The organism is Haloarcula sp. Atlit-120R (assembly GCF_003665885.1).
Taxonomy (GTDB): Archaea; Halobacteriota; Halobacteria; order Halobacteriales; family Haloarculaceae; genus Haloarcula; species Haloarcula taiwanensis.
In genome coordinates this window covers 130454-147414 of the sequence record NZ_QPLN01000006.1, presented here as the reverse complement: position 1 = coordinate 147414, position 16961 = coordinate 130454, and the positions used below count along the sequence as shown (strand labels likewise).

The 16961-nt window shown below is 54.8% G+C and carries 17 protein-coding genes, 1 rRNA gene and 1 pseudogene; 8 read left to right on the top strand and 11 right to left on the bottom strand.

Annotated elements, in window-relative coordinates; translation table 11 throughout:
- The 3 genes and pseudogenes from DVK01_RS18505 to DVK01_RS18495 all read right to left on the bottom strand — a co-directional run.
- Nucleotides 1-311 (bottom strand): 16S ribosomal RNA (locus DVK01_RS18505); the annotation flags it as partial.
- 731 nt (nucleotides 312-1042) lie between these two features.
- A complete protein-coding gene (locus DVK01_RS18500) occupies nucleotides 1043-2299 on the bottom strand; it encodes an orc1/cdc6 family replication initiation protein (RefSeq protein WP_007190011.1) in 1257 nt (418 codons plus the stop codon).
- A gap of 568 nt (nucleotides 2300-2867) precedes the next feature.
- Nucleotides 2868-3068 (bottom strand): annotated as a pseudogene (locus DVK01_RS18495) (hypothetical protein); the annotation flags it as partial.
- Nucleotides 3069-3631: 563 nt separating this feature from the next.
- On the opposite strand from DVK01_RS18495, the gene DVK01_RS18490 reads away from it, so the two are divergent.
- The 4 genes from DVK01_RS18490 to DVK01_RS18475 all read left to right on the top strand — a co-directional run bounded on the left by DVK01_RS18490 (nucleotide 3632) and on the right by DVK01_RS18475 (nucleotide 8062).
- On the top strand, nucleotides 3632-4456 hold the full coding sequence (locus DVK01_RS18490; RefSeq protein WP_121538031.1) for a hypothetical protein: 825 nt from the start codon (nucleotides 3632-3634) through the stop codon (nucleotides 4454-4456).
- 153 nt (nucleotides 4457-4609) lie between these two features.
- Nucleotides 4610-5602 (top strand): hypothetical protein, encoded by a 993-nt coding sequence (locus DVK01_RS18485; RefSeq protein WP_121538029.1) that lies wholly within the window; start codon nucleotides 4610-4612, stop codon nucleotides 5600-5602.
- Between the two features lie 498 nt (nucleotides 5603-6100).
- Nucleotides 6101-7309: an orc1/cdc6 family replication initiation protein gene (locus tag DVK01_RS18480; RefSeq protein ID WP_121538027.1), complete on the top strand. Its 1209-nt coding sequence runs from the start codon at nucleotides 6101-6103 to the stop codon at nucleotides 7307-7309.
- 171 nt (nucleotides 7310-7480) lie between these two features.
- Entirely contained in the window at nucleotides 7481-8062 is a 582-nt protein-coding gene (locus DVK01_RS18475; RefSeq protein ID WP_121538025.1) for a hypothetical protein, read from the top strand.
- A 655-nt stretch (nucleotides 8063-8717) separates the two neighbouring features.
- Here the strand turns inward: DVK01_RS18475 and DVK01_RS18470 are convergent.
- A complete protein-coding gene (locus tag DVK01_RS18470) occupies nucleotides 8718-9365 on the bottom strand; it encodes a hypothetical protein (RefSeq protein ID WP_121538023.1) in 648 nt (215 codons plus the stop codon).
- A gap of 214 nt (nucleotides 9366-9579) precedes the next feature.
- Between DVK01_RS18470 and DVK01_RS18465 the strand changes: the two genes are divergently transcribed.
- Nucleotides 9580-10599 (top strand): hypothetical protein, encoded by a 1020-nt coding sequence (locus tag DVK01_RS18465; protein WP_121538021.1) that lies wholly within the window; start codon nucleotides 9580-9582, stop codon nucleotides 10597-10599.
- Nucleotides 10600-10618: 19 nt separating this feature from the next.
- Here the strand turns inward: DVK01_RS18465 and DVK01_RS18460 are convergent, their stop codons facing one another.
- Nucleotides 10619-10879: a hypothetical protein gene (locus DVK01_RS18460; RefSeq protein WP_121538019.1), complete on the bottom strand. Its 261-nt coding sequence runs from the start codon at nucleotides 10877-10879 to the stop codon at nucleotides 10619-10621.
- 85 nt (nucleotides 10880-10964) lie between these two features.
- Here DVK01_RS18460 and DVK01_RS18455 point away from each other — a divergent pair, with 85 nt between their 5' ends.
- Nucleotides 10965-11210, top strand: a complete 246-nt coding sequence (locus DVK01_RS18455) for a hypothetical protein (protein ID WP_121538017.1) — start codon at nucleotides 10965-10967, stop codon at nucleotides 11208-11210.
- Nucleotides 11211-11534: 324 nt separating this feature from the next.
- Here the strand turns inward: DVK01_RS18455 and DVK01_RS18450 are convergent, their stop codons facing one another.
- The 5 genes from DVK01_RS18450 to DVK01_RS21670 all read right to left on the bottom strand — a co-directional run bounded on the left by DVK01_RS18450 (nucleotide 11535) and on the right by DVK01_RS21670 (nucleotide 14882).
- On the bottom strand, nucleotides 11535-12407 hold the full coding sequence (locus DVK01_RS18450) for a hypothetical protein (protein WP_121538015.1): 873 nt from the start codon (nucleotides 12405-12407) through the stop codon (nucleotides 11535-11537).
- Between the two features lie 272 nt (nucleotides 12408-12679).
- On the bottom strand, nucleotides 12680-12889 hold the full coding sequence (locus DVK01_RS18445) for a hypothetical protein (protein WP_121538013.1): 210 nt from the start codon (nucleotides 12887-12889) through the stop codon (nucleotides 12680-12682).
- Entirely contained in the window at nucleotides 12889-13194 is a 306-nt protein-coding gene (locus DVK01_RS18440; RefSeq protein WP_121538045.1) for a hypothetical protein, read from the bottom strand. The genes DVK01_RS18445 and DVK01_RS18440 overlap by 1 nt, the downstream gene beginning before the upstream one ends.
- 505 nt (nucleotides 13195-13699) lie before the next feature.
- Nucleotides 13700-14017 carry a PadR family transcriptional regulator gene (locus DVK01_RS18435; protein WP_121538011.1) on the bottom strand — a complete coding sequence of 106 codons (318 nt, stop codon included), beginning with the start codon at nucleotides 14015-14017 and terminating at the stop codon, nucleotides 13700-13702.
- Between the two features lie 625 nt (nucleotides 14018-14642).
- Complete coding sequence (locus tag DVK01_RS21670) at nucleotides 14643-14882, bottom strand: hypothetical protein (protein WP_049919423.1); 240 nt, start codon at nucleotides 14880-14882, stop codon at nucleotides 14643-14645.
- A 148-nt stretch (nucleotides 14883-15030) separates the two neighbouring features.
- Here DVK01_RS21670 and DVK01_RS18430 point away from each other — a divergent pair, with 148 nt between their 5' ends.
- Nucleotides 15031-15327, top strand: a complete 297-nt coding sequence (locus tag DVK01_RS18430; protein ID WP_121538009.1) for a hypothetical protein — start codon at nucleotides 15031-15033, stop codon at nucleotides 15325-15327.
- The gene (locus tag DVK01_RS18425) at nucleotides 15324-15575 is read left to right on the top strand and encodes a hypothetical protein (protein ID WP_121538007.1); all 252 of its coding nucleotides are present in this window, start codon (nucleotides 15324-15326) and stop codon (nucleotides 15573-15575) included. The genes DVK01_RS18430 and DVK01_RS18425 overlap by 4 nt, the downstream gene beginning before the upstream one ends.
- Nucleotides 15576-16083: 508 nt before the next feature.
- On the opposite strand, the gene DVK01_RS18420 is transcribed toward DVK01_RS18425, so the two are convergent.
- Entirely contained in the window at nucleotides 16084-16764 is a 681-nt protein-coding gene (locus DVK01_RS18420) for a transcription initiation factor IIB family protein (protein WP_121538005.1), read from the bottom strand.
- Nucleotides 16765-16961 lie beyond the last annotated feature (197 nt).

Below are 16961 nucleotides of genomic sequence, written 5' to 3'. Positions count from 1 at the left end.
TCTTGTCTCAGATACCGTCTCCAGGCTCTTGCTCTCACAACCTGTACCGATTATCGGCATGGTGGGCCGTTACCCCACCATCTACCTAATCGGCCGCAGCCACATCCTACAGCGCCGGAACGTTTCTAACTCTCGACACTCCAGTCTGAGAGTTATATCCGCTATTGGCCTCAGTTTCCCGAGGTTATCGCGGTCTGTAGGGTAGTTTGGCCACGTGTTACTGAGCTATATGCTACGAGTCTAAACTCGTGCAACTAGCATGGCTAAATCGGACTCCGATAGCAATGGCCTCCGGCAGGATCAACCGGAATGTGCTGATATACATCAGCGGCGGAAGTGGTTGCACTCCGTCGGAAGCTAACACATTGGTTCCTACGCCAATGTTGACTACTGCATGGGTCCGTGGGCTCACATCAGATTCCATCTTGACGGCGGACCGCAGGGGTAGAATCCTCATACACGAACACGAAGCCTCGGTGGCCTCGCATTCTAAGCGAGTGACCCAGGCCACCATGTTGGTGGCGTTGGGGTGTCGTTCCGAGAACGCTGCCCGGCGCGACCTTCGCATCACATCCGATGGGAGGGGAGTATATAAATGGACGGTCTCGAACCCAGCGTGTTCAGGCTCCACACAGGACATGTGTCGCATACTCACTAGAGAAGTAGCCACATTGTCTAATCCAATACAACCATCAGTTCATCCAGGTGAGATATTGAGTACATGGCTGTCGACGATGAGAAATCCTCGCGAGATCGGGTTACGCTGGCTCATCAAGATGTTGCTTTTTACGACCCGAACTACTACCAGATACAACTCATTCGAACTGCTGAGAGCGTTCTCTCGTCACATGGATTTGACCGGACGGACATCCAGCCAGATTACAGAAACTCAAGATACGACCCTGAGCGAGTGGTCATAGTACAAGAAAGAGCTACCAGTCCTGCATTACACCGTTAGTTCATGTGAAGCCAATACCGAAACACACCACTGTTTCCGGAGCTACACACCACCATTTCCGAAGCTTTTGATGAAGAGCGTGATTCAGTAATTCGAAAGATTCGCTTGCAACATATTATTGTCTTCAGCGGTTGATTGGATGATATTCGCGACTTCTTCGAATCGTGAGGTCGACAGCAAGACATCAAGGACGGCTTTGAGCGGAACATCAAGTTCGTATTCGTGATAGCGACCAGCGGAAAGACCTTCATTGCGCTCGTACACGCTGATGAGTCCGAGCATATTCATATCCGATAGATGGTCACGGACACGCCGTTCGCTGACGCTATCGGCGTCGAGCCGGTCACAAATTTTGATGTACCGGTCGTAGAGGTCACGAGAACGGATAGGAACTTCGTCAAGCGCTTGGTGATATGCAAGCGCACACAAGACAGCGTGTCCCTGTGTCGTGAGTTCTTGCATACCCTCGTAGAGCTGGTTCTTTTCGAGTTCATCCTGCGCATTCCGAACGAAATCGCCAGTCACGGTCTCAGCCTCTTCAGCCTGAGCGATTTCACCTGCTTCCCGGAGGAGACGAATCGCCTGCCTTGCTGATCCAGTGTCCTGAGCGGCAAAGGCTGCACAAAGGGGAACAACATCGTTTTCGAGCACATCGTCGTGGAACGCCTTCTCAGCCCGTGGATTGAGAATCGATCGCAACTGATTGGCGTCATATGGCGGAAACAGAATCTCTTTTTCTGCGAGTGTATCCTTGACTTTCGGTGAGAGATTCTCCCGGAACTGGAAGTCATTGCTGATTCCGACGATAACGGGACGAACACCGTCGACGTAATCATTTGACCGAGCGCGAGGCAGTCCGTAGAGAATATCGTCTGATTGCCCGATGTTGTCAATCTCGTCAAGTACAATCACGACAGTGCCACCGAGAGAATCCAATTCGTCATAGAGTAGATCGAATACCCGTTGTTGTGAATAGCCTGTCGTACTAATCCGATCTTTCCCCTGACCAAGACGGAGTTCATTCACGAGTGCAACGGCAACCTGATACGATGAGGAGAGATTCTCACAGCTGACCCAGATAGTCGATAGTTCCACATCGTCGTATGCCACTGCATCTGACTCGAGATGAGAGAGCATGAATTTCGTTGCGACAGTCTTTCCGGTACCGGTTTTTCCGTAGAGAAAAATGTTGGATGTGGGTCGGTTATCGATTATCGGTTGGAGAGCTCGTTGGTACTTTTCCAGTTCGTCATCTCGTTCCCGGATATCTTCTGGTTCGTAAGAATCATCAAGAGGGGTCGCGTCTGCAAAGATCTGCTGATCCCGTTCAAACATCCCCATGAGAGAGTAACTCTTAGCATGATATGATAAAGCCACCGGTTCCTAAGCTTCCGAAGCGTCCGGAGCTTAGAAGTATATAAAGAAGGGGCACACCACTGTTTCCTATGCTCTATTCTTTATAAAACACACAGACACCACTATTTCCGAAGCTATCGAATATCTGCATAGGCCTTCGAATTCCATCCTCTATAATGAAAGGTTTTATTACTATAGATAGTTAACCATATCCGTACTGCAATAGAAATAATAAGCAATTGGAATATAAACACTAGCAACTAACAGTTTGACAATTGGATGTTCTTGAATCTACCAATTACTGCTGGAATCTACAGCCCCCTCCACACATTGTTCCCATAGCTTCGGAAACAGTGGTGTGAGGGTCGCTCCATTTTGCAGTTGTCAAAAGCTTCGGAAACGGTGGAGGGTTCTGTAGTGACCTTGGTAGTGAAACCCTCGAACTCAGACCTCGAGCCACTCCGACTGTCCGCCTGTAGAGCTACATACGTTCACAGCGAATTCGAATCTTGATTCGATAAGGGGTTTCACACGCTCTCATGATCTGGCATCACTACAGCTGTAGTTTCTCAAACGCTCTTGTGGCGTAGATTGTTGGTGGGTTAGAGGGCCGTTTGAGGATGGTTTTGAGCGCTTCTTTTCCCGGTTTTCGATAGTTTCGATGGACACGACGACGAAGTTGGAATGCTCTGAGATACGGCATCAGTTTGTCTTTGGAGGTGCCTCGATGGGGCGAGAGCCAAGATCGCGCCAGCAAATCTGTGACAACAGATTCGTGGTCCGACGCTCCGAGACGAACGTCTTGAGTGGAATCATGCTTCGTCGGGTGGCGCGTTCGCGCCACCCTTGCCCGATACGACTTTTAGCTGCATCTGGAACCTGATCAACAATCTGCTACGCAAGAGCGTTCTCAAATCTGGCGTATTGAGAGGAATAGCTTCGGAAACAATGGTGTGTCGTTACCATGCTTGGACCACAATTTCTTTTGGGACTCAAGCCACTATTTCCACCGGCTACGGCTGGATTTCGACGTGATTGCTTCGGAAACAGTGGTGTGTATAGGAGGATGGTTTCTTCTCTATTAGCCCGTCAACTAGACGAGTAGAGTACTAGCTGAATGATCTTGATCGGGTCGAAAAGCTCCGGAAATAGTGGTGTGTGGTCCTTGGGTTGGTTCCAGCAGGAAATCAGTGTGAGGTCAGAATACTGACGGACTGAATGGCTCATAATCAAGCACTACTCACTGCATTCGCAGCCTATTAGATCGTACTCTTACGAGCGATTTTGTGCCGCCTCGGTGGCTGGAGGCTTTCCAGTATGTTGCCGACAACCGAACCACCGTTTGACCCGATCTTCGTCGATGAACCACTGCTTATCCCAAACTACAAAGAGACGATCATCAGCAAAGTCGGCTTGCCATTCTACGCCGACGTTGACCGCCCCGATGAAGCGCCCGCTGACGAGCGCGAGCGAACTATCGACCTCGCGGAGCGAATCCTGCGCGCCGGCGGCGTCCGAACCGGCTTCGGACACCACGAGGAAGTCCGGACCTCAATGGAGTCGTGGGCTCCCAATGCCGACGAGGAATGCGACGCTGACCCCGGCTACTGGCGGTCGTCAGTTCTCTTGATGTCTCCCCAAGAGATGAACTTCGGACAGCTGGACGGCGAACCCGAGGAGAGGCACGAGAAAGCCAAGACCGTGCTTGCGTGGGCCGCCGACTGTATCGACACCGACGTCCTTCAGGAGATCGAGCGGTCCCAAGCCGAGGACATCAAGCAAGCGTGGCGCGACGCCGCAGAAGCCGAACTGACCCAACGCGAAATTGAGCAGTTCGCCGAGGACCCGCCGGAAGCGCTCGATGGGTGGACGAGACTTGATGCCAACCACGACGCTGTCAAGGTCGCATACGTCGCTGACAACCACGGGACGCCATCGGTCGCGGCCGTCTTTGAGGGTGCTGACAGCGAGTTGGAGGCGCTTGAGTTCACGCTGGCGGCGTGGCAAGAGAACGACGGCAATCCTCGTCAGGCAAGGCCAAATCGGTACTGTGTCACGACTGACGGTGACGGGGCCTACGCCCAACTCCGGTCGCATCTGCTGACCTTCGAGGTTGAGCCGATGGAGGCACTCGAAGTGTAGGGCCATTCCTGCGCTGAGCATGGTCACATCCCAGGTTCACCACACCGTGTTTCGAGTGTAAACACTACTGCAGTCTGGTGGTTTGTCACCGGAAACGGTGGTGTGTGCACGCGTGAGCAGTAGTCATTTGATGATGGCAGTGCTGGATCGAATATGTCGTTCAGTGTCAACTGGCATACGCTGGTCGAGGAGGCTGATGAACTCCCATTTGATGCAGTGCTGGTGACACCGCTCTCACATACGCCATTCCGGATCAGTGAGACACAGGAACACCGAATCATCGTCGACTACGTCGAAAAGGATGAGACACGACCACTCCAGCGCGAACAGTTCGAAACGCTGTTTCGGCGGGTGCATGACGAACCAAATCAGGAGTTCACTCTTGACCGATTGCCACCCGACGCCGAACCCTTCGCTACGGTCTGGTCGCTCCATCCACGAATAGAGATTGATGAAGACGCCGGCATCATCCGACAGAGCGACCTCGAAACCACGACACAGATCGCTACGACCGGCGATGAGGATAAAGAAACCGAGCGCACTGAACCGGATCTGCAAGTGTACAGCGACGCACTTCTATTGACTGATGCGCTTGAGCGCCACGACGTCGACACGTTTGGCGATATCGAGACGGATACACTGGTGGACCTGTACACGATGCTGTCGGATGTCCAGCGGAGTGCCAACGACCTTCGGAAAGCGGTCGCTGACGTCATCCTGAGTCGGCTCCATCACGATCAGCCAGTCAGCGGGCAGTTTGGCTCCGTCCAGCGGACCGCACGCCGCCAACGCTCGCTCAAAGATGAGGAGACTGTGCTGAACGCACTGGAGGCTGCCGGGATTGACCGTGAGCGCGTGACGAGTGTTGATCGAGACAAGGTAGACGATGCTCTGGAGGTTACTGAACTGTCTGAGACAGATCTGTACGATATCGAGAGTACCGAGTACGTCCGCAAAGCCGATGTTGACGAGGAGACCAAAGAGACCCGGCTTCAGGGGCTGAAAGATCGCCTTGTCGCCAGCGATGCTGACGATGACGAAGTTCAGCAACTCCAAGACGAGATTGCGGAACTCGAAGACCGCATCGAGGAGTTGACCTCGTTTGACTCCGGGGCGTCCTATCACACGTCTTCAGCGACCGAATAAGCGCTCATCAGCTGCCTGCTTGTAGTAGTCTGTTGTCGCCTCAGGTGAGCAAATCACACTAGGTGTAGCTGTTCTATCGGTTTGAACTGTCAGCAACAAAAACTCAGGCTCAGACACACACACCAGATTTTGAGTAAGGATTATACGATTAGTGTCGTAGAAGACGAGATAACTTGATCTGGAGTGAGTTCTTTACTCCAAACTAGGTGTGTTCCTCTAGTCTAGTTGTTCTAGTAAATAGTAGTGTAGTCCGCGTAGAGACAACGAACGTGTCGCCACAATCTTCTATGTCGCTTCTCTCTGCCCCGGCCTACTTGTCCTTCTTACTCCAAACTAGGTGTGTGTCCCCCTTCATCTTACTCAAAATCTGGTGTGGGCCAGCTAAGTTTTGTGTAAGAAGGAAATCCTGATATCTGTCTTTTCACTTGGTTTCCTTGGCGTCTTACTCATAATCAGGTACCTAAGTTTTATTTCGCTGACTGCTGTCTAACTCTAATAATGGATAGCGAGGACGGGTCAGAGACACTCCATAGCGTATTTGATAGTGTCGATAAGAGCGGAGGAAGAATCTTTGAGCAACGTGAGATTCTTCAAATTGACTATGTACCCAGTGAAAAACGAATCGTCGGGCGGGATGAACAGATAGAGAAAGTTGCTGAGGAGATTGGGCCAATTGTCGTCGGGAAGCCGCCGAATTCGATCATCATCTACGGGAAAACCGGATGTGGGAAGTCACTCGTCGCAAAGCACGTCTCCAAGATTGCTCGGGAAGAAGCTGAAAACCGGGATGTGAAGCTTGCTACAGGATATATTAATTGTCAGCAGGCAAAGGGTAACTCTGACGCTCTGAGCAAATACGGTCGTGCAATCAACCCACCAGAAAGCGGTGTAAAGTTTCCGGCACGCGGGATTTCAGAGAACGAGTACTTTGAACGGGTGTGGTCGGTCCTGAACGAATTTTATGACGCTGCAATCATTGTCTTAGACGAAGTTGACAAACTCAATAACGACGATCTTCTGATGGCCTTGTCAAGAGCCGGGGAAGACGGGAGTGTTGATGTTCCAATTGGAGTGATAGCGGTATCAAACAAAATCAACTATCGGGACAAAATGAGCGAACGGACAAAGAGTTCGTTCGGTCATAACGAGTTTATTTTTGAACCCTATGATGCGGAGCAAATTCGAGAGATCCTTCAAAATCGGACCGATGCCTTCGTTGACGGCGTCCTTGACGAGGGGGTCATTCCTCGTGCTGCGGCACTGAGCGCTAAGGAACATGGAGACGCACGAAAGGCTATGCGCCTCCTCCGGTATGCTGGTGACCAAGCAAACAAGGAGAACGCTGAGCGAGTAAAAGAGTCACACCTTTCGGATGCACGCGCCTCAGCAGAGTCTGACCGGTTGCTTGAATTGATTTCTGGGCTTCCGCCACATAGCAAGCATGTTCTAGTCGCGCTAGCGAACCTCAGTCAGAACCACCCAGACCGAGAATGGTTCCGAACGATGCGAATACGCGAGATGTATCTCAATATTTGTGAGCAGAGTGGGGCAGATCCGCTTTCAACAGAACGGACCCGACAACTACTCAACGAACTCTGCTTCTTAGAGATTGCAGGGAGTCGACGAGGGACTGGAGAAGGGAAAGGGCACTATAGCCAGTACACTCTCTTGTGGGACGCAGATATCGTCCTCACACTTGAAACCTGAATTACAGTCTCTTTCTCCGGCGAGGCGAATTCTCTGGGGTTGCGCTCATTTCGTGAGACGTAACCAGAACTCGCTACGTGCCCAGTTACGCCAGCTGCTCTCACCAAAATTCTGTTTTTTGGCCCCCAGCCGGGTGCGGGGCGGTCCAGTGAGAGCGTCCCGACAGTACCCATGGCATCGAAGACCACCAACAGCGATCAGACCGGAGAACAGCACCCAGCATCCAGCGAAGCGCAGTTCCCAGACCTCACCGTCCACGCCGAGGGGACCGCAGATCGACTTCGACGAGTGAATGAACCCGGGAAGGCCGATTGTCTCGAAACAGTCGAGGTCGAGCTAGCTGTCGAGTACGATATCGCCTCCTACGACGAGTGGCGCAATCTCGTCGACCCAGACTACGCCATACACGGACGGACCGTTGAGAAGGGCACGATCATCGACGACTTGCTCGACAGACTTGAAGGCCACTACCGCCGGCAGTCGTCCTCTAGGTATGAAGCCCCGGACTGGAATCTCACGGTGACCGGCTCGGCGACTGCTTGGCGACGACTCTTGATGGGATTTTCCCAGATGCGCGGTTCAGATTCCGACCGTGCCCACAAAGGCACTCTTCGTCTCAAACGGTTGCTCGCCGCAGGCCTCGTAGACACAGGCGCAGCGCTGGCTGCCCTCGAACTCATCAACCAGTACGATCTGGACAGGGCCACGGACACGTTCATCGCAGAAGTGACAGACAGCACGGACGGCGAGTAGCCAACTCGTCCTATATCGCTCTCGGCTCTTACCGAAGACAGCAAAACACTGGTATCTGTCTCGAGATTGGTAGATCGGGCTGTGCAAGATGCACAGCGCGAGTCTTACACCAACCCCGCTCTGGATTATAGAGAATCCGAATCAGCGGCACAGAAGTGCTACTTCTTGCGTTTCTAGGGTTCTAATCCATATTCCTCTGGATCATACTCACCAAGAACGGGAACAGATAGTATCAGTGTTCCACACACAGCCAGAGAAACCCAGAACATATCTACACTGAGTGGGCCTACAGTGGCCGGACTACTGCCCGGGTTAGAGAGTACGATAGTCATTATTGCCCCGCATACACCAAGAATTGGGAGTCGGTAATGGTGGATTTTTGCCAATATTCGGAGCACGTTTCAACAGTTTCTGCAATTTCCAATCGTAATATTGTTTTTGTATACTCAAACCACACCTCGGATAGCCGGGCTAATTCAGCAGATTAGGAATAGTATGGCTGCCATCGTCGTGCTGACTGTACCCTCTGGGTCGGTCACCGCGTTTATGACAGAAATGGCAGGAGTCCGTTGAGAGACTGCTGAATAGAAGGCGCGTATCCCGCAACGGAAGTCACACCGCAGCCCGCACAGTCGAGGGAACTGATGAGAAGTAGTCACGACGGTACGAATAGCCGGAACGGACGAAAAAACCGGGCCAGAGCGCGCCGGGTGTTGTCCCTGACGAACGCCCACGCCCCGATTTTCGACTCGTCGAGGTGCCACTGACCGCCGTCCCTGTAGGCGGTGTCCGCCTGCTCGTGGTAGTCCAGTGCCTCGCGGACACGTGACTCGGTCATATCACAGGCATCAGCGAGTTCCGGGACTGTCTTCGGACCGTCCTTCAGTTCCTCGGCGACGAGGTGGCCGACCTGCATCGACAGAAACACTTCGCTGGAATCGGCTTCAGCCATCCCGTCGTCGCCCGACAGAATGCCTTCCCGGAGGCTATAGAGTGCGTCCAGCAGAAGCCAGCCACCGCCGCCGACTCCGACCGCGGCGACTGTCGCGTCTCCTTGCGCCCAATAGGCGACCCCACCGGCAGCTACGGCAACGAGACCGAGTACGAGTCGGAAATGGCGTTCATCCAGTCCGGGCAACGGACGCGCGAGTTCGGCGGATTCGCCCACGAGCACGACAGCTGCGACGATGATGGCCTGCGACCAAGTGAAACCGAACACGATACCGAACAGCGCAATCAGCCCCACAGCGTAGGCGGCACGGCGGACGGGGCTGGTGCCCAGCAGAGAGTCAGTCAGGGACATTATGTGTCAGGAAGGGACCCGATTCTTAAAACAATCGGGCCACGGTTTCATTGTCGGAACCACCAGTGCAAATGTGTCGTTGCTGTCTTCATACTCTACATCTTGCACGGCAACCAGTGACAACATCATCAGGTCGACAACTGTTTCACTGTATCAGGCAAGACTCTCGCTCTCTGTCGGTTTGTGCTTCCCTCGGGGCCGGAGTTTAAATACGATGACGAACGCAACCAAGCGTGTGACTGATCGAAATCCTGAGTACGATCCCGCTGATATCCTCGGGGCCGCGAGTTCCGATCCTGAAACGAAGGGGAACGGACGGGAACGAGTCCTCGAATCCACCGGCTATCCCGACCGTACAGAGGATGAGACTCGTACCTGTCGGACCTGTGGCCAGGATATCCCACGGGATGAACGCCAGTGTCCGTTCTGCGCTCAAACCGGCGTCCCCGAGACTTCGTCCGACGATCAGAATAGTAGTCCACTTGGGGAGTGGACGTTCGGGCGGGTAGTACTCGCGCTCGTCGAAGCGAACACTGACTTCCATGCACGAGCGCTCGGCGCTGCGGCCTTCTCCGTTTCCGACAGCATCGCGAGCGGCGAAGACACCTCCCATGGAACCGTGAAGTGTCGAGCAGCCTTCGGAACTGAGCCAGCCGCCACTCTCACGCAAGGCTGGCCCGACCTGCCGACCGAAACCACGGTCGACGCGGAACCCGGACAGGCGCTCTTGGAGACAGCCGACGAACAGACCAACTGGGACGGGGATGAGGACGACGTCCAGCCACGGATCTACCTCGAGGACGGGTCGCCGGTCACCGACCGCTCGGAGTTCCAGCAGCTCACGGATGAGTTCCGGGAGGACGACGGCACGTACTGGCTTGTTCCCGGCGTTGTGAAGCGCCATCAGGCAAGAGCCGAACCGGAGATAATCGGAATCGGGTTCCACTGTCGCCAATGTGGCGCCGTGACGGGACACGAATCTCACGGACTCGATGGCTTCGAGTGCCATTCACACCTTGACCGCATGATCTGGACCTGCAGGGAGTGTGGACAGCACCGACACGAACCCGACCAAGAGGATGACACGGAGGACGTCACGGACTACGAACATCTTCCCGACGGCGTCTCACCGGAGGATATCCACGGCGACGAGCCGGACTTCCAAGAACAAGAGTTTCAGGACCAGATCAGTGCCTATCGCGAGCGGAATGGCTTCTTCCCGTGGGAGCGGTAGTCCTCAGTTGAAATCGCAGTCAATCCGGCAGTAGTCGATCTAAAACGACACTCGTCCCGTCTTCGGTCCGGGGCACTGTATTCTCCAGCAAGTGCTCATCATTTTCGTCGACGTCGAGAATACCGGGTTCGACGAGGCGGGGACCATCCTCCCGTTCGGCGGTGAGGGTCAGGCACAGCTGGCCGTCGACCTTCCCACCGACAACCGAGATTGTCGCAACTGCGTCGGGAAACGAGACGGTCGTCCAGCCATCGGGTTTCCGGACCCGCAATTCGGTCATCAGTTCTTCTTCTCTCGGCGAAACCCATCAGCACTCTGGCTGGCATCCGAGCCATTTTGTGTCTCCCTCGGAGCCGGAGGAGAGCATGAGTACGACAGCACCTTCCTTCGAGGAGTATGACTTCGACCGCGGCGACCACGTTCGAGCCGACTGGACCGAGGGAGACGGCCCACTCGATGTAGTCGTCGGAACCGTTACAGAGATTTCGCGTTCCGGCGGTAACGTGATCGTCTCTGTCGAGGCTGACGACGACCAGTATCCCGAGCGCTCGATCTACGGCGGCACACACGATTGCGCTCCCGAGTGGGTCGAACCGCTAGAGAAATCATAGTCTGACAGCAAGGGAACTCATCCCTATTTTGTGAGCCTCCGCCGGGTGAGAGGCGTTCCAGAGAAAGCCTATCAGCCATATCCGAACAGGCAGGCGATCCAGACCAGTACCAAGACGGATCTGTCACACCTGTTGTGAACGACTGAACTGCTCTGGTCGCTCCGTTCGTGTTACGACCACTCACTACACTCCTGACAACAGGGGGTCGCTCCCGGTTCCTGCAGCTAGCAGACAGCAGCGTCGACGGCGGCAGGGCACGTACCACCGCGTCCAGCAGCGTTGGTTCAGTGTCGGTTCCGATCCTATCCGGCGTGTGTCACAGGGTCAGGGCGTGGACTCCACCACAACGGGTGTGACGCCACCTGTGGTGGCTTTGTGGTCGCTGTTCTCCAACAGATCGAGGCCGATGTAGCGTTTTTCGAGTAACCCCTCAGCTGTCTCTATATCCATCGCGAGGATCTCGGTTTGTGTCTGGGCTCGGCCGACCTGCCGGGTTTTCTCGACGACGTCGTCGCCGCCGATGTCGACCAGTGTCTCCCAGACGCGCTTGATCGTCTGGCGATGGGGCTCCTTCCCGAGTTCGGCGGTGAGGGCTGTCTCTATATCGTTTTTCGTCATGAAGACGCCGCTGCCGTCGGTTCGCTTCGTGGCAAATTCCGGCCAGCGCTTGGCGATGCTGATGGCGCGGTAGGTGTTCTGGCGGTTCGAGCGCTCGACGAACATGGTCTTGACTTTCGATTGGCGGCAGTTCGTGAAGAAATCCAGCGGCGAGGTGCTGGGTTCGATGCCCTCGGGTAGCTGCTCGGCGTCCTCTTGGCGGTCGGTGTCGGCTTCGAGTTGCTGCGCTTTGGCGATAGCGCTCTTGGCGACATCGCGAGTGGTCTCCTGTTGGGCTTCGAGGTCGTCGAGGCGCTGGTCGTTTGTTGCGGCGTCACCGACGGCTGTGGTGGCAACCTCGTGGGTCTGTTCGAGGTCGGCCTCTAGTTCGGTGACGCGTTCGTGGAGGTCATCGATAGTCGCGACCAGCGTCTCAAGAACACTCGAAACGAGGGGTGACACGTCGCCGTCGAGGTCGTTGATGAGCGATTGGAGTGCGTCGGTATCCGTCTCTGCCTGTTCGATATCCATGTCGAGGTGGTCGGCGAGGGCTTGGTCGGTGGCTGTATCGTCGTCGCTGGAGTTTGTTTGTCGTGGCATTGTGACCACAGGACCCGTGCCCGGAATCGAACCGAGCAGTGCTGACCTCAGCACGGGCTACCGGTGACGTAGCTGGCGCTCTCTAGACGCGGTGGTTGGCTCGTGGCAACCCCGCTCCGTCTAGTGGATTTGCGTCGTGGCACCGCGCCGCCGACTAGCAGTGCGTGTGTGCTGCCGTCGCCCGGACCGGCGTGGCACCGGGTTCACCGGTCGCGCTCCGCTGGTGGCAAGGGTACAGTCGTGGCTGGTACCGGAGTGGGTGCTATGGTGGGTCACGTTTCGATCACTGCTCGGCGCTCAATGGCGACATCATGAGCGTAGTCACCGCGACGGTACTGGTCATAGTAGTTCTCGATGGTGGGGAAGTCGGCCGTCCACTCGGTGTAGTGTTGAATCTCACCGACGTGGTAGCGGAGTCGCCACAAGCTGGCCTGTGCGGGCGCTGTATCGCTCTTGACAGTATCGGTGTCGGCTTTGGCCATTACCGATTCCCTCCTGTGGCCGACTCACTGCGCTGTGTGGCCAGCTGGTTACGCTGGCGGAGTTCGCCGACAGGGACACGAAACGTCATGAGGTCCTCGGCTCGGCGGATGGTCGTCGTCAGCTCCCGGCGGCGCTGGCGATTGCCGGCCGTGGCCTCAAGACGCTGGAGGGTCTCCTCGGCCAGGTCAGCCAGCAGGACGCCGGTGACATCGTCGCTGGCCGCGTCGACGGCGGTGACGAGCAGATGTGGCTCGCTGTCGAGTTCGGTCGGGGCGACCACGTCGCCGACGCTGGGGGTAGTCATGCCCACGCACCTCCTCGTGGCTGGGCGGCTGTGGACCTGAATACACAAGTATTTTCAGAAACCGCCCCACAGCGGTCGAATGGGATCCGGTCCCCGCCATCAAAGCGCCACACACGCTCTCCGATCTCCCCATCCTCCTTCCGTGGGTCCGGGCCCCAATTTTCGGGGTGCCGCGCGATGTAATCAGAATCTATAACGAGGCGAAAATTACAATTGTGGTGGCTCCTGAGTCTGATACTGCCAGCACAAGGTTGGGCACTTTGTACTGGGATCTTGTCAGAGGCACGCGATCCGGTCCGCCGTCGTGTTTGGCGGTGGACTGGCTCACGGATCGAACTGTGAACGACGACCTGACAGCAACGATTATGTAGGTGTTCTTTGATTATTACCGTAGGGTACCAGTCGGTAATCACCCGCCCAGTGATTCCGTGCCTCTGACAACATCGACCGACTGTGCCCTCCGTTTTGACTACTGAGGGACGGCGCTGCGTTGGTTGCTGGGGCATTATTGTGCACCCCCATCGGCGACGGGTCGGGACAGCTCACACAGGCCTGCGAGTGTTTCCGCCTGGCGCTGGAGCTCGTGTCTGCCAGCGTCAGTCAGCGTATACACGTTGGTGCGGGCGTCGAGTTCGTCCCGGTTGATGAGGTTCTGCTCAACGAGCTGGTCGAGATTCTGGTAGAGACGGCTGTGGTTGATCGGCTCGGCGTAGCGCTCGTCGAGGTAGTCCTTGAGTGCGAGGCCATACGGATCGCCGTCGACGGCGGCGATGGCTTCGAGCAGATCGCGCTGGAAGCCCGTCAGTTCGTGGTAGGTCGTCATCGGTCGCCTCCGGTGGTATGCGTCTGGACGGGACTGGGAGGTGACTTGGTAAAAGTCTGGGACGCGCGTGACCGGAAGTGGATTTTTGACGTCCGATTTTCGTCTCTGGCCCGCTGTAGTGTGTTCGTCGGCCGTTCAGGCGATGGCCGGAAGATGACCGGAAGTGAGCGGACGTACCGCCGTCTGGCGGTTTCCGAATGACCGGAAGTGCTGGTCGGTGGCGAGCGATGCGACTCTTCGTGGGTGGGCTGGGCTGCTGTCATGGGTTCAGTGCGACGCTGTGTGCGAGAGTAGGCGTCGCCTATCTCAGATTGTTATGCTGACCGCACTTAACCTTTGGTACGTGCATGAGGAAAAGCATGGCAGGGTTGATAACTGGTGCCCCGGTTTTGTCACGTGTGCCTCGCGGTCCTGACCCAGAGATAGAACCGATAGACATCCTTCGTCAGTTTGTCGTGTCACCAGAACCTGCATTCGTTGCGAAGGAAATCGCAGAGAGCCTTGATGTGACGAAAGAGGGGGCACGACACCAGATGGAGAGATTAGTGGAAAGGGGACTGCTAACGCGAAAAAAGCCGACTTCTCGCGTTGTCATCTATTGGATTACAGATGAAGGACGCCGACACTACGCTGACAATGCCGAGCCGTCGTGATCTGAGTCAGTCCACCATATGACTGTTCTCGATGTTGGCTTCTTTCGATAAACGTGCTTCCCGTCTTGAAGGGCTTCTAATCTCCCGCGCATGCCCTCAGCTGTCATATCGAACTTTTCGGCGATTTCAGCGGTTGTAAAGGCAGGCTCTGGTGTTTCACGCATCCACTGTACGATTTCGCTGTCTGTAACTGTCTTCTCACCTTGTGGCATCGTATCTGAACTATATTCTGCTACATGCAAAAGGTTTTATGGTGGTTGAGATATACATATAGAATAGGAACACACGCGCCGCTGGCCGATTTTGTACGAAATTGCCCCGGTGTTGGAGCACCGAGGCGCGTGGTTCCCACAAGAACCAATGGCAACTACGCAATCCAATCCACAAGAACGTACCGCACGCGAATTACTTACTCAGGGCCGCCCGCTCTTTCTGGGCGTCGACGGCGAGGGTGCCGCCCACTACTGGGATAGCTATGAGTTCGCCGTGGCTGTCGTGAAGGCTGACGGTGAGGCAGAGAAGGTTGTGCTGGCCGAGACGCCTTTCGGGACGCTTTCCGACTGGTGCGAATACACGCGTGGTGAGCGTGGCTGGGATGTTGGGCCGCACGTCGGTGGGTCGCTTGTTGGTGATCTCGTGCGAGGTGTTGAGGCATGAGCTGTACCGTGGAGGAACGGCAGCGTGTTCGGCGTGCTGCACGGGCGATTCAAGAGGAAGTGCCGACTGAGTCGGTTGATGTGCTTGCGCCAAGCGCGAGTCAGTACGGTCAATGGACGTTGGATGCCGTGCTTCGGGACTGTGAGGGAGTTCCGCCAGAGGTGTTACGTGAGTTGGCGTTGGCTGGGTTGACGCTGCAGCCGACGCCGTCGCAGGCCGAGTATCAGCACGTCGCGGCGACGGTGTAAGACAAGTTTCCAACTACTGGGACTAATTTGCCTTATTTTTCAAGTAAATGTATACTTAAACGTCTAAACAATCTATTTGTATTTTATTATTCAATCAGGTAGTAGTATCTGCCATGTCAAAGGCACTTCGGATTTTGGTATCACTGATGGTGATCCTTGCACTTACAGGTGGAACAACCGGACTTGCTGCAGCCCATACGCCAGACCCTGGAGAGCCCTGCCACTATCATATAAGTGCCTGGGATGTAGTGAATGCTGCCGCCCTATACCTTACTAATGGTGTAGGTACATTCGTAACGCCCCCTCCAGAGATTCACTGCACAAAGTACGATGCTGTAGCATAGCCTCATCGAGGCATCTCCAAAAATAAACTCACATCCTCGCTAAAAGAGTTATAGCTTCGGAAGCACCTGGCGCAAACCGGCGCTGGAGCGCTCAAAACCATCCACAAAACTGCGCTGTGGTGTCAACAATGATCCTCTGTCTACGAGCGTCAATCTACACTCTCTTACTCATCCTCAGTAATTCCCATTGCATGGATTTGCTCTTGATACCGCGTTCTAATTGTATTCTCACTCACCATTGCGACCGCAGCGACTTCCGTCTGCGTTCTAGCTTCGTTACACAGCAGAGCTGTTGCGTAAACACTGGCAGCAGCAAAAGCAGACGGAGACTTCCCACTGTGAAGGCCCTTATCCATCGTTTCCTCAAGAATTTCAATAGCCTTCTCTTCGGTTTTTTTGCTTAGATCCAGCTCATCGCAGAATCGTGGTACGAAGTCTTTCGGATCGGTAGGACCTGTGTTGAGACTTAATTCCCGTGAAATCTCGCTATACACCCGGCTTGCATGTTTTTTCCCAGTAGCGGCTGCAGAAGCTACCTCTGTGAGTGAAATTGCTCTTCTTTCAATCCGACATGAGGCATAGACCGTTGCTGTCGCCACTTCTGCGATGGTTCGGTTTTGAATAACATCTGTCTGTAGCGAGCGTCGATAAATGGCCTGTGCTACGGTTTCTATACTATCGTCGAGACTGAGTTCGGCACACAATCTGTTGATTTCGGCTTTAGCGACAGGGAGTGTTTCACTCCCTCTCTCTGCTGTTTTAATTCGTCTGTGTAAGATTTGGTCGTCGAAGTTAGTTGCTGAGTTATCATCCATTCGTCTGCTGTGTGTGTTTGAATCAGTCATTGTCGCTTACCCTCTTAAACATCATCAGGAGGAGTCCGACGAGAAGCGCGAAGGCGGCGTTGATAATTCGCTTGACGACAAATTCTAAAGAGACTAGATCGCCAATATACGCGCCACTAAGGAGACTAGTGGAAAGAACAGCAACGCAGGAGACTATAATTGGCAAGGACAGTACAGAAAAATGGTCGACCCGTAGT

Excerpts from the sequence above, each read along its gene's own strand:
- DVK01_RS18490 (WP_121538031.1), top strand. The coding sequence starts at position 3,632 with ATGTTGCCGACAACCGAACCACCGTTTGACCCGATCTTCGTCGATGAA.
- DVK01_RS18455 (WP_121538017.1), top strand. The coding sequence starts at position 10,965 with ATGAGTACGACAGCACCTTCCTTCGAGGAGTATGACTTCGACCGCGGC.
- DVK01_RS18485 (WP_121538029.1), top strand. The coding sequence starts at position 4,610 with ATGTCGTTCAGTGTCAACTGGCATACGCTGGTCGAGGAGGCTGATGAA.
- DVK01_RS18470 (WP_121538023.1), bottom strand. The coding sequence starts at position 9,365 with ATGTCCCTGACTGACTCTCTGCTGGGCACCAGCCCCGTCCGCCGTGCC.
- DVK01_RS18480 (WP_121538027.1), top strand. The coding sequence starts at position 6,101 with ATGGATAGCGAGGACGGGTCAGAGACACTCCATAGCGTATTTGATAGT.
- DVK01_RS18440 (WP_121538045.1), bottom strand. The coding sequence starts at position 13,194 with ATGACTACCCCCAGCGTCGGCGACGTGGTCGCCCCGACCGAACTCGAC.
- DVK01_RS18475 (WP_121538025.1), top strand. The coding sequence starts at position 7,481 with ATGGCATCGAAGACCACCAACAGCGATCAGACCGGAGAACAGCACCCA.
- DVK01_RS18430 (WP_121538009.1), top strand. The coding sequence starts at position 15,031 with ATGGCAACTACGCAATCCAATCCACAAGAACGTACCGCACGCGAATTA.
- DVK01_RS18460 (WP_121538019.1), bottom strand. The coding sequence starts at position 10,879 with ATGACCGAATTGCGGGTCCGGAAACCCGATGGCTGGACGACCGTCTCG.
- DVK01_RS18465 (WP_121538021.1), top strand. The coding sequence starts at position 9,580 with ATGACGAACGCAACCAAGCGTGTGACTGATCGAAATCCTGAGTACGAT.
- DVK01_RS18500 (WP_007190011.1), bottom strand. The coding sequence starts at position 2,299 with ATGGGGATGTTTGAACGGGATCAGCAGATCTTTGCAGACGCGACCCCT.
- DVK01_RS18420 (WP_121538005.1), bottom strand. The coding sequence starts at position 16,764 with ATGACTGATTCAAACACACACAGCAGACGAATGGATGATAACTCAGCA.
- DVK01_RS18445 (WP_121538013.1), bottom strand. The coding sequence starts at position 12,889 with ATGGCCAAAGCCGACACCGATACTGTCAAGAGCGATACAGCGCCCGCA.
- DVK01_RS18425 (WP_121538007.1), top strand. The coding sequence starts at position 15,324 with ATGAGCTGTACCGTGGAGGAACGGCAGCGTGTTCGGCGTGCTGCACGG.
- DVK01_RS18450 (WP_121538015.1), bottom strand. The coding sequence starts at position 12,407 with ATGCCACGACAAACAAACTCCAGCGACGACGATACAGCCACCGACCAA.
- DVK01_RS18435 (WP_121538011.1), bottom strand. The coding sequence starts at position 14,017 with ATGACGACCTACCACGAACTGACGGGCTTCCAGCGCGATCTGCTCGAA.
- DVK01_RS21670 (WP_049919423.1), bottom strand. The coding sequence starts at position 14,882 with ATGCCACAAGGTGAGAAGACAGTTACAGACAGCGAAATCGTACAGTGG.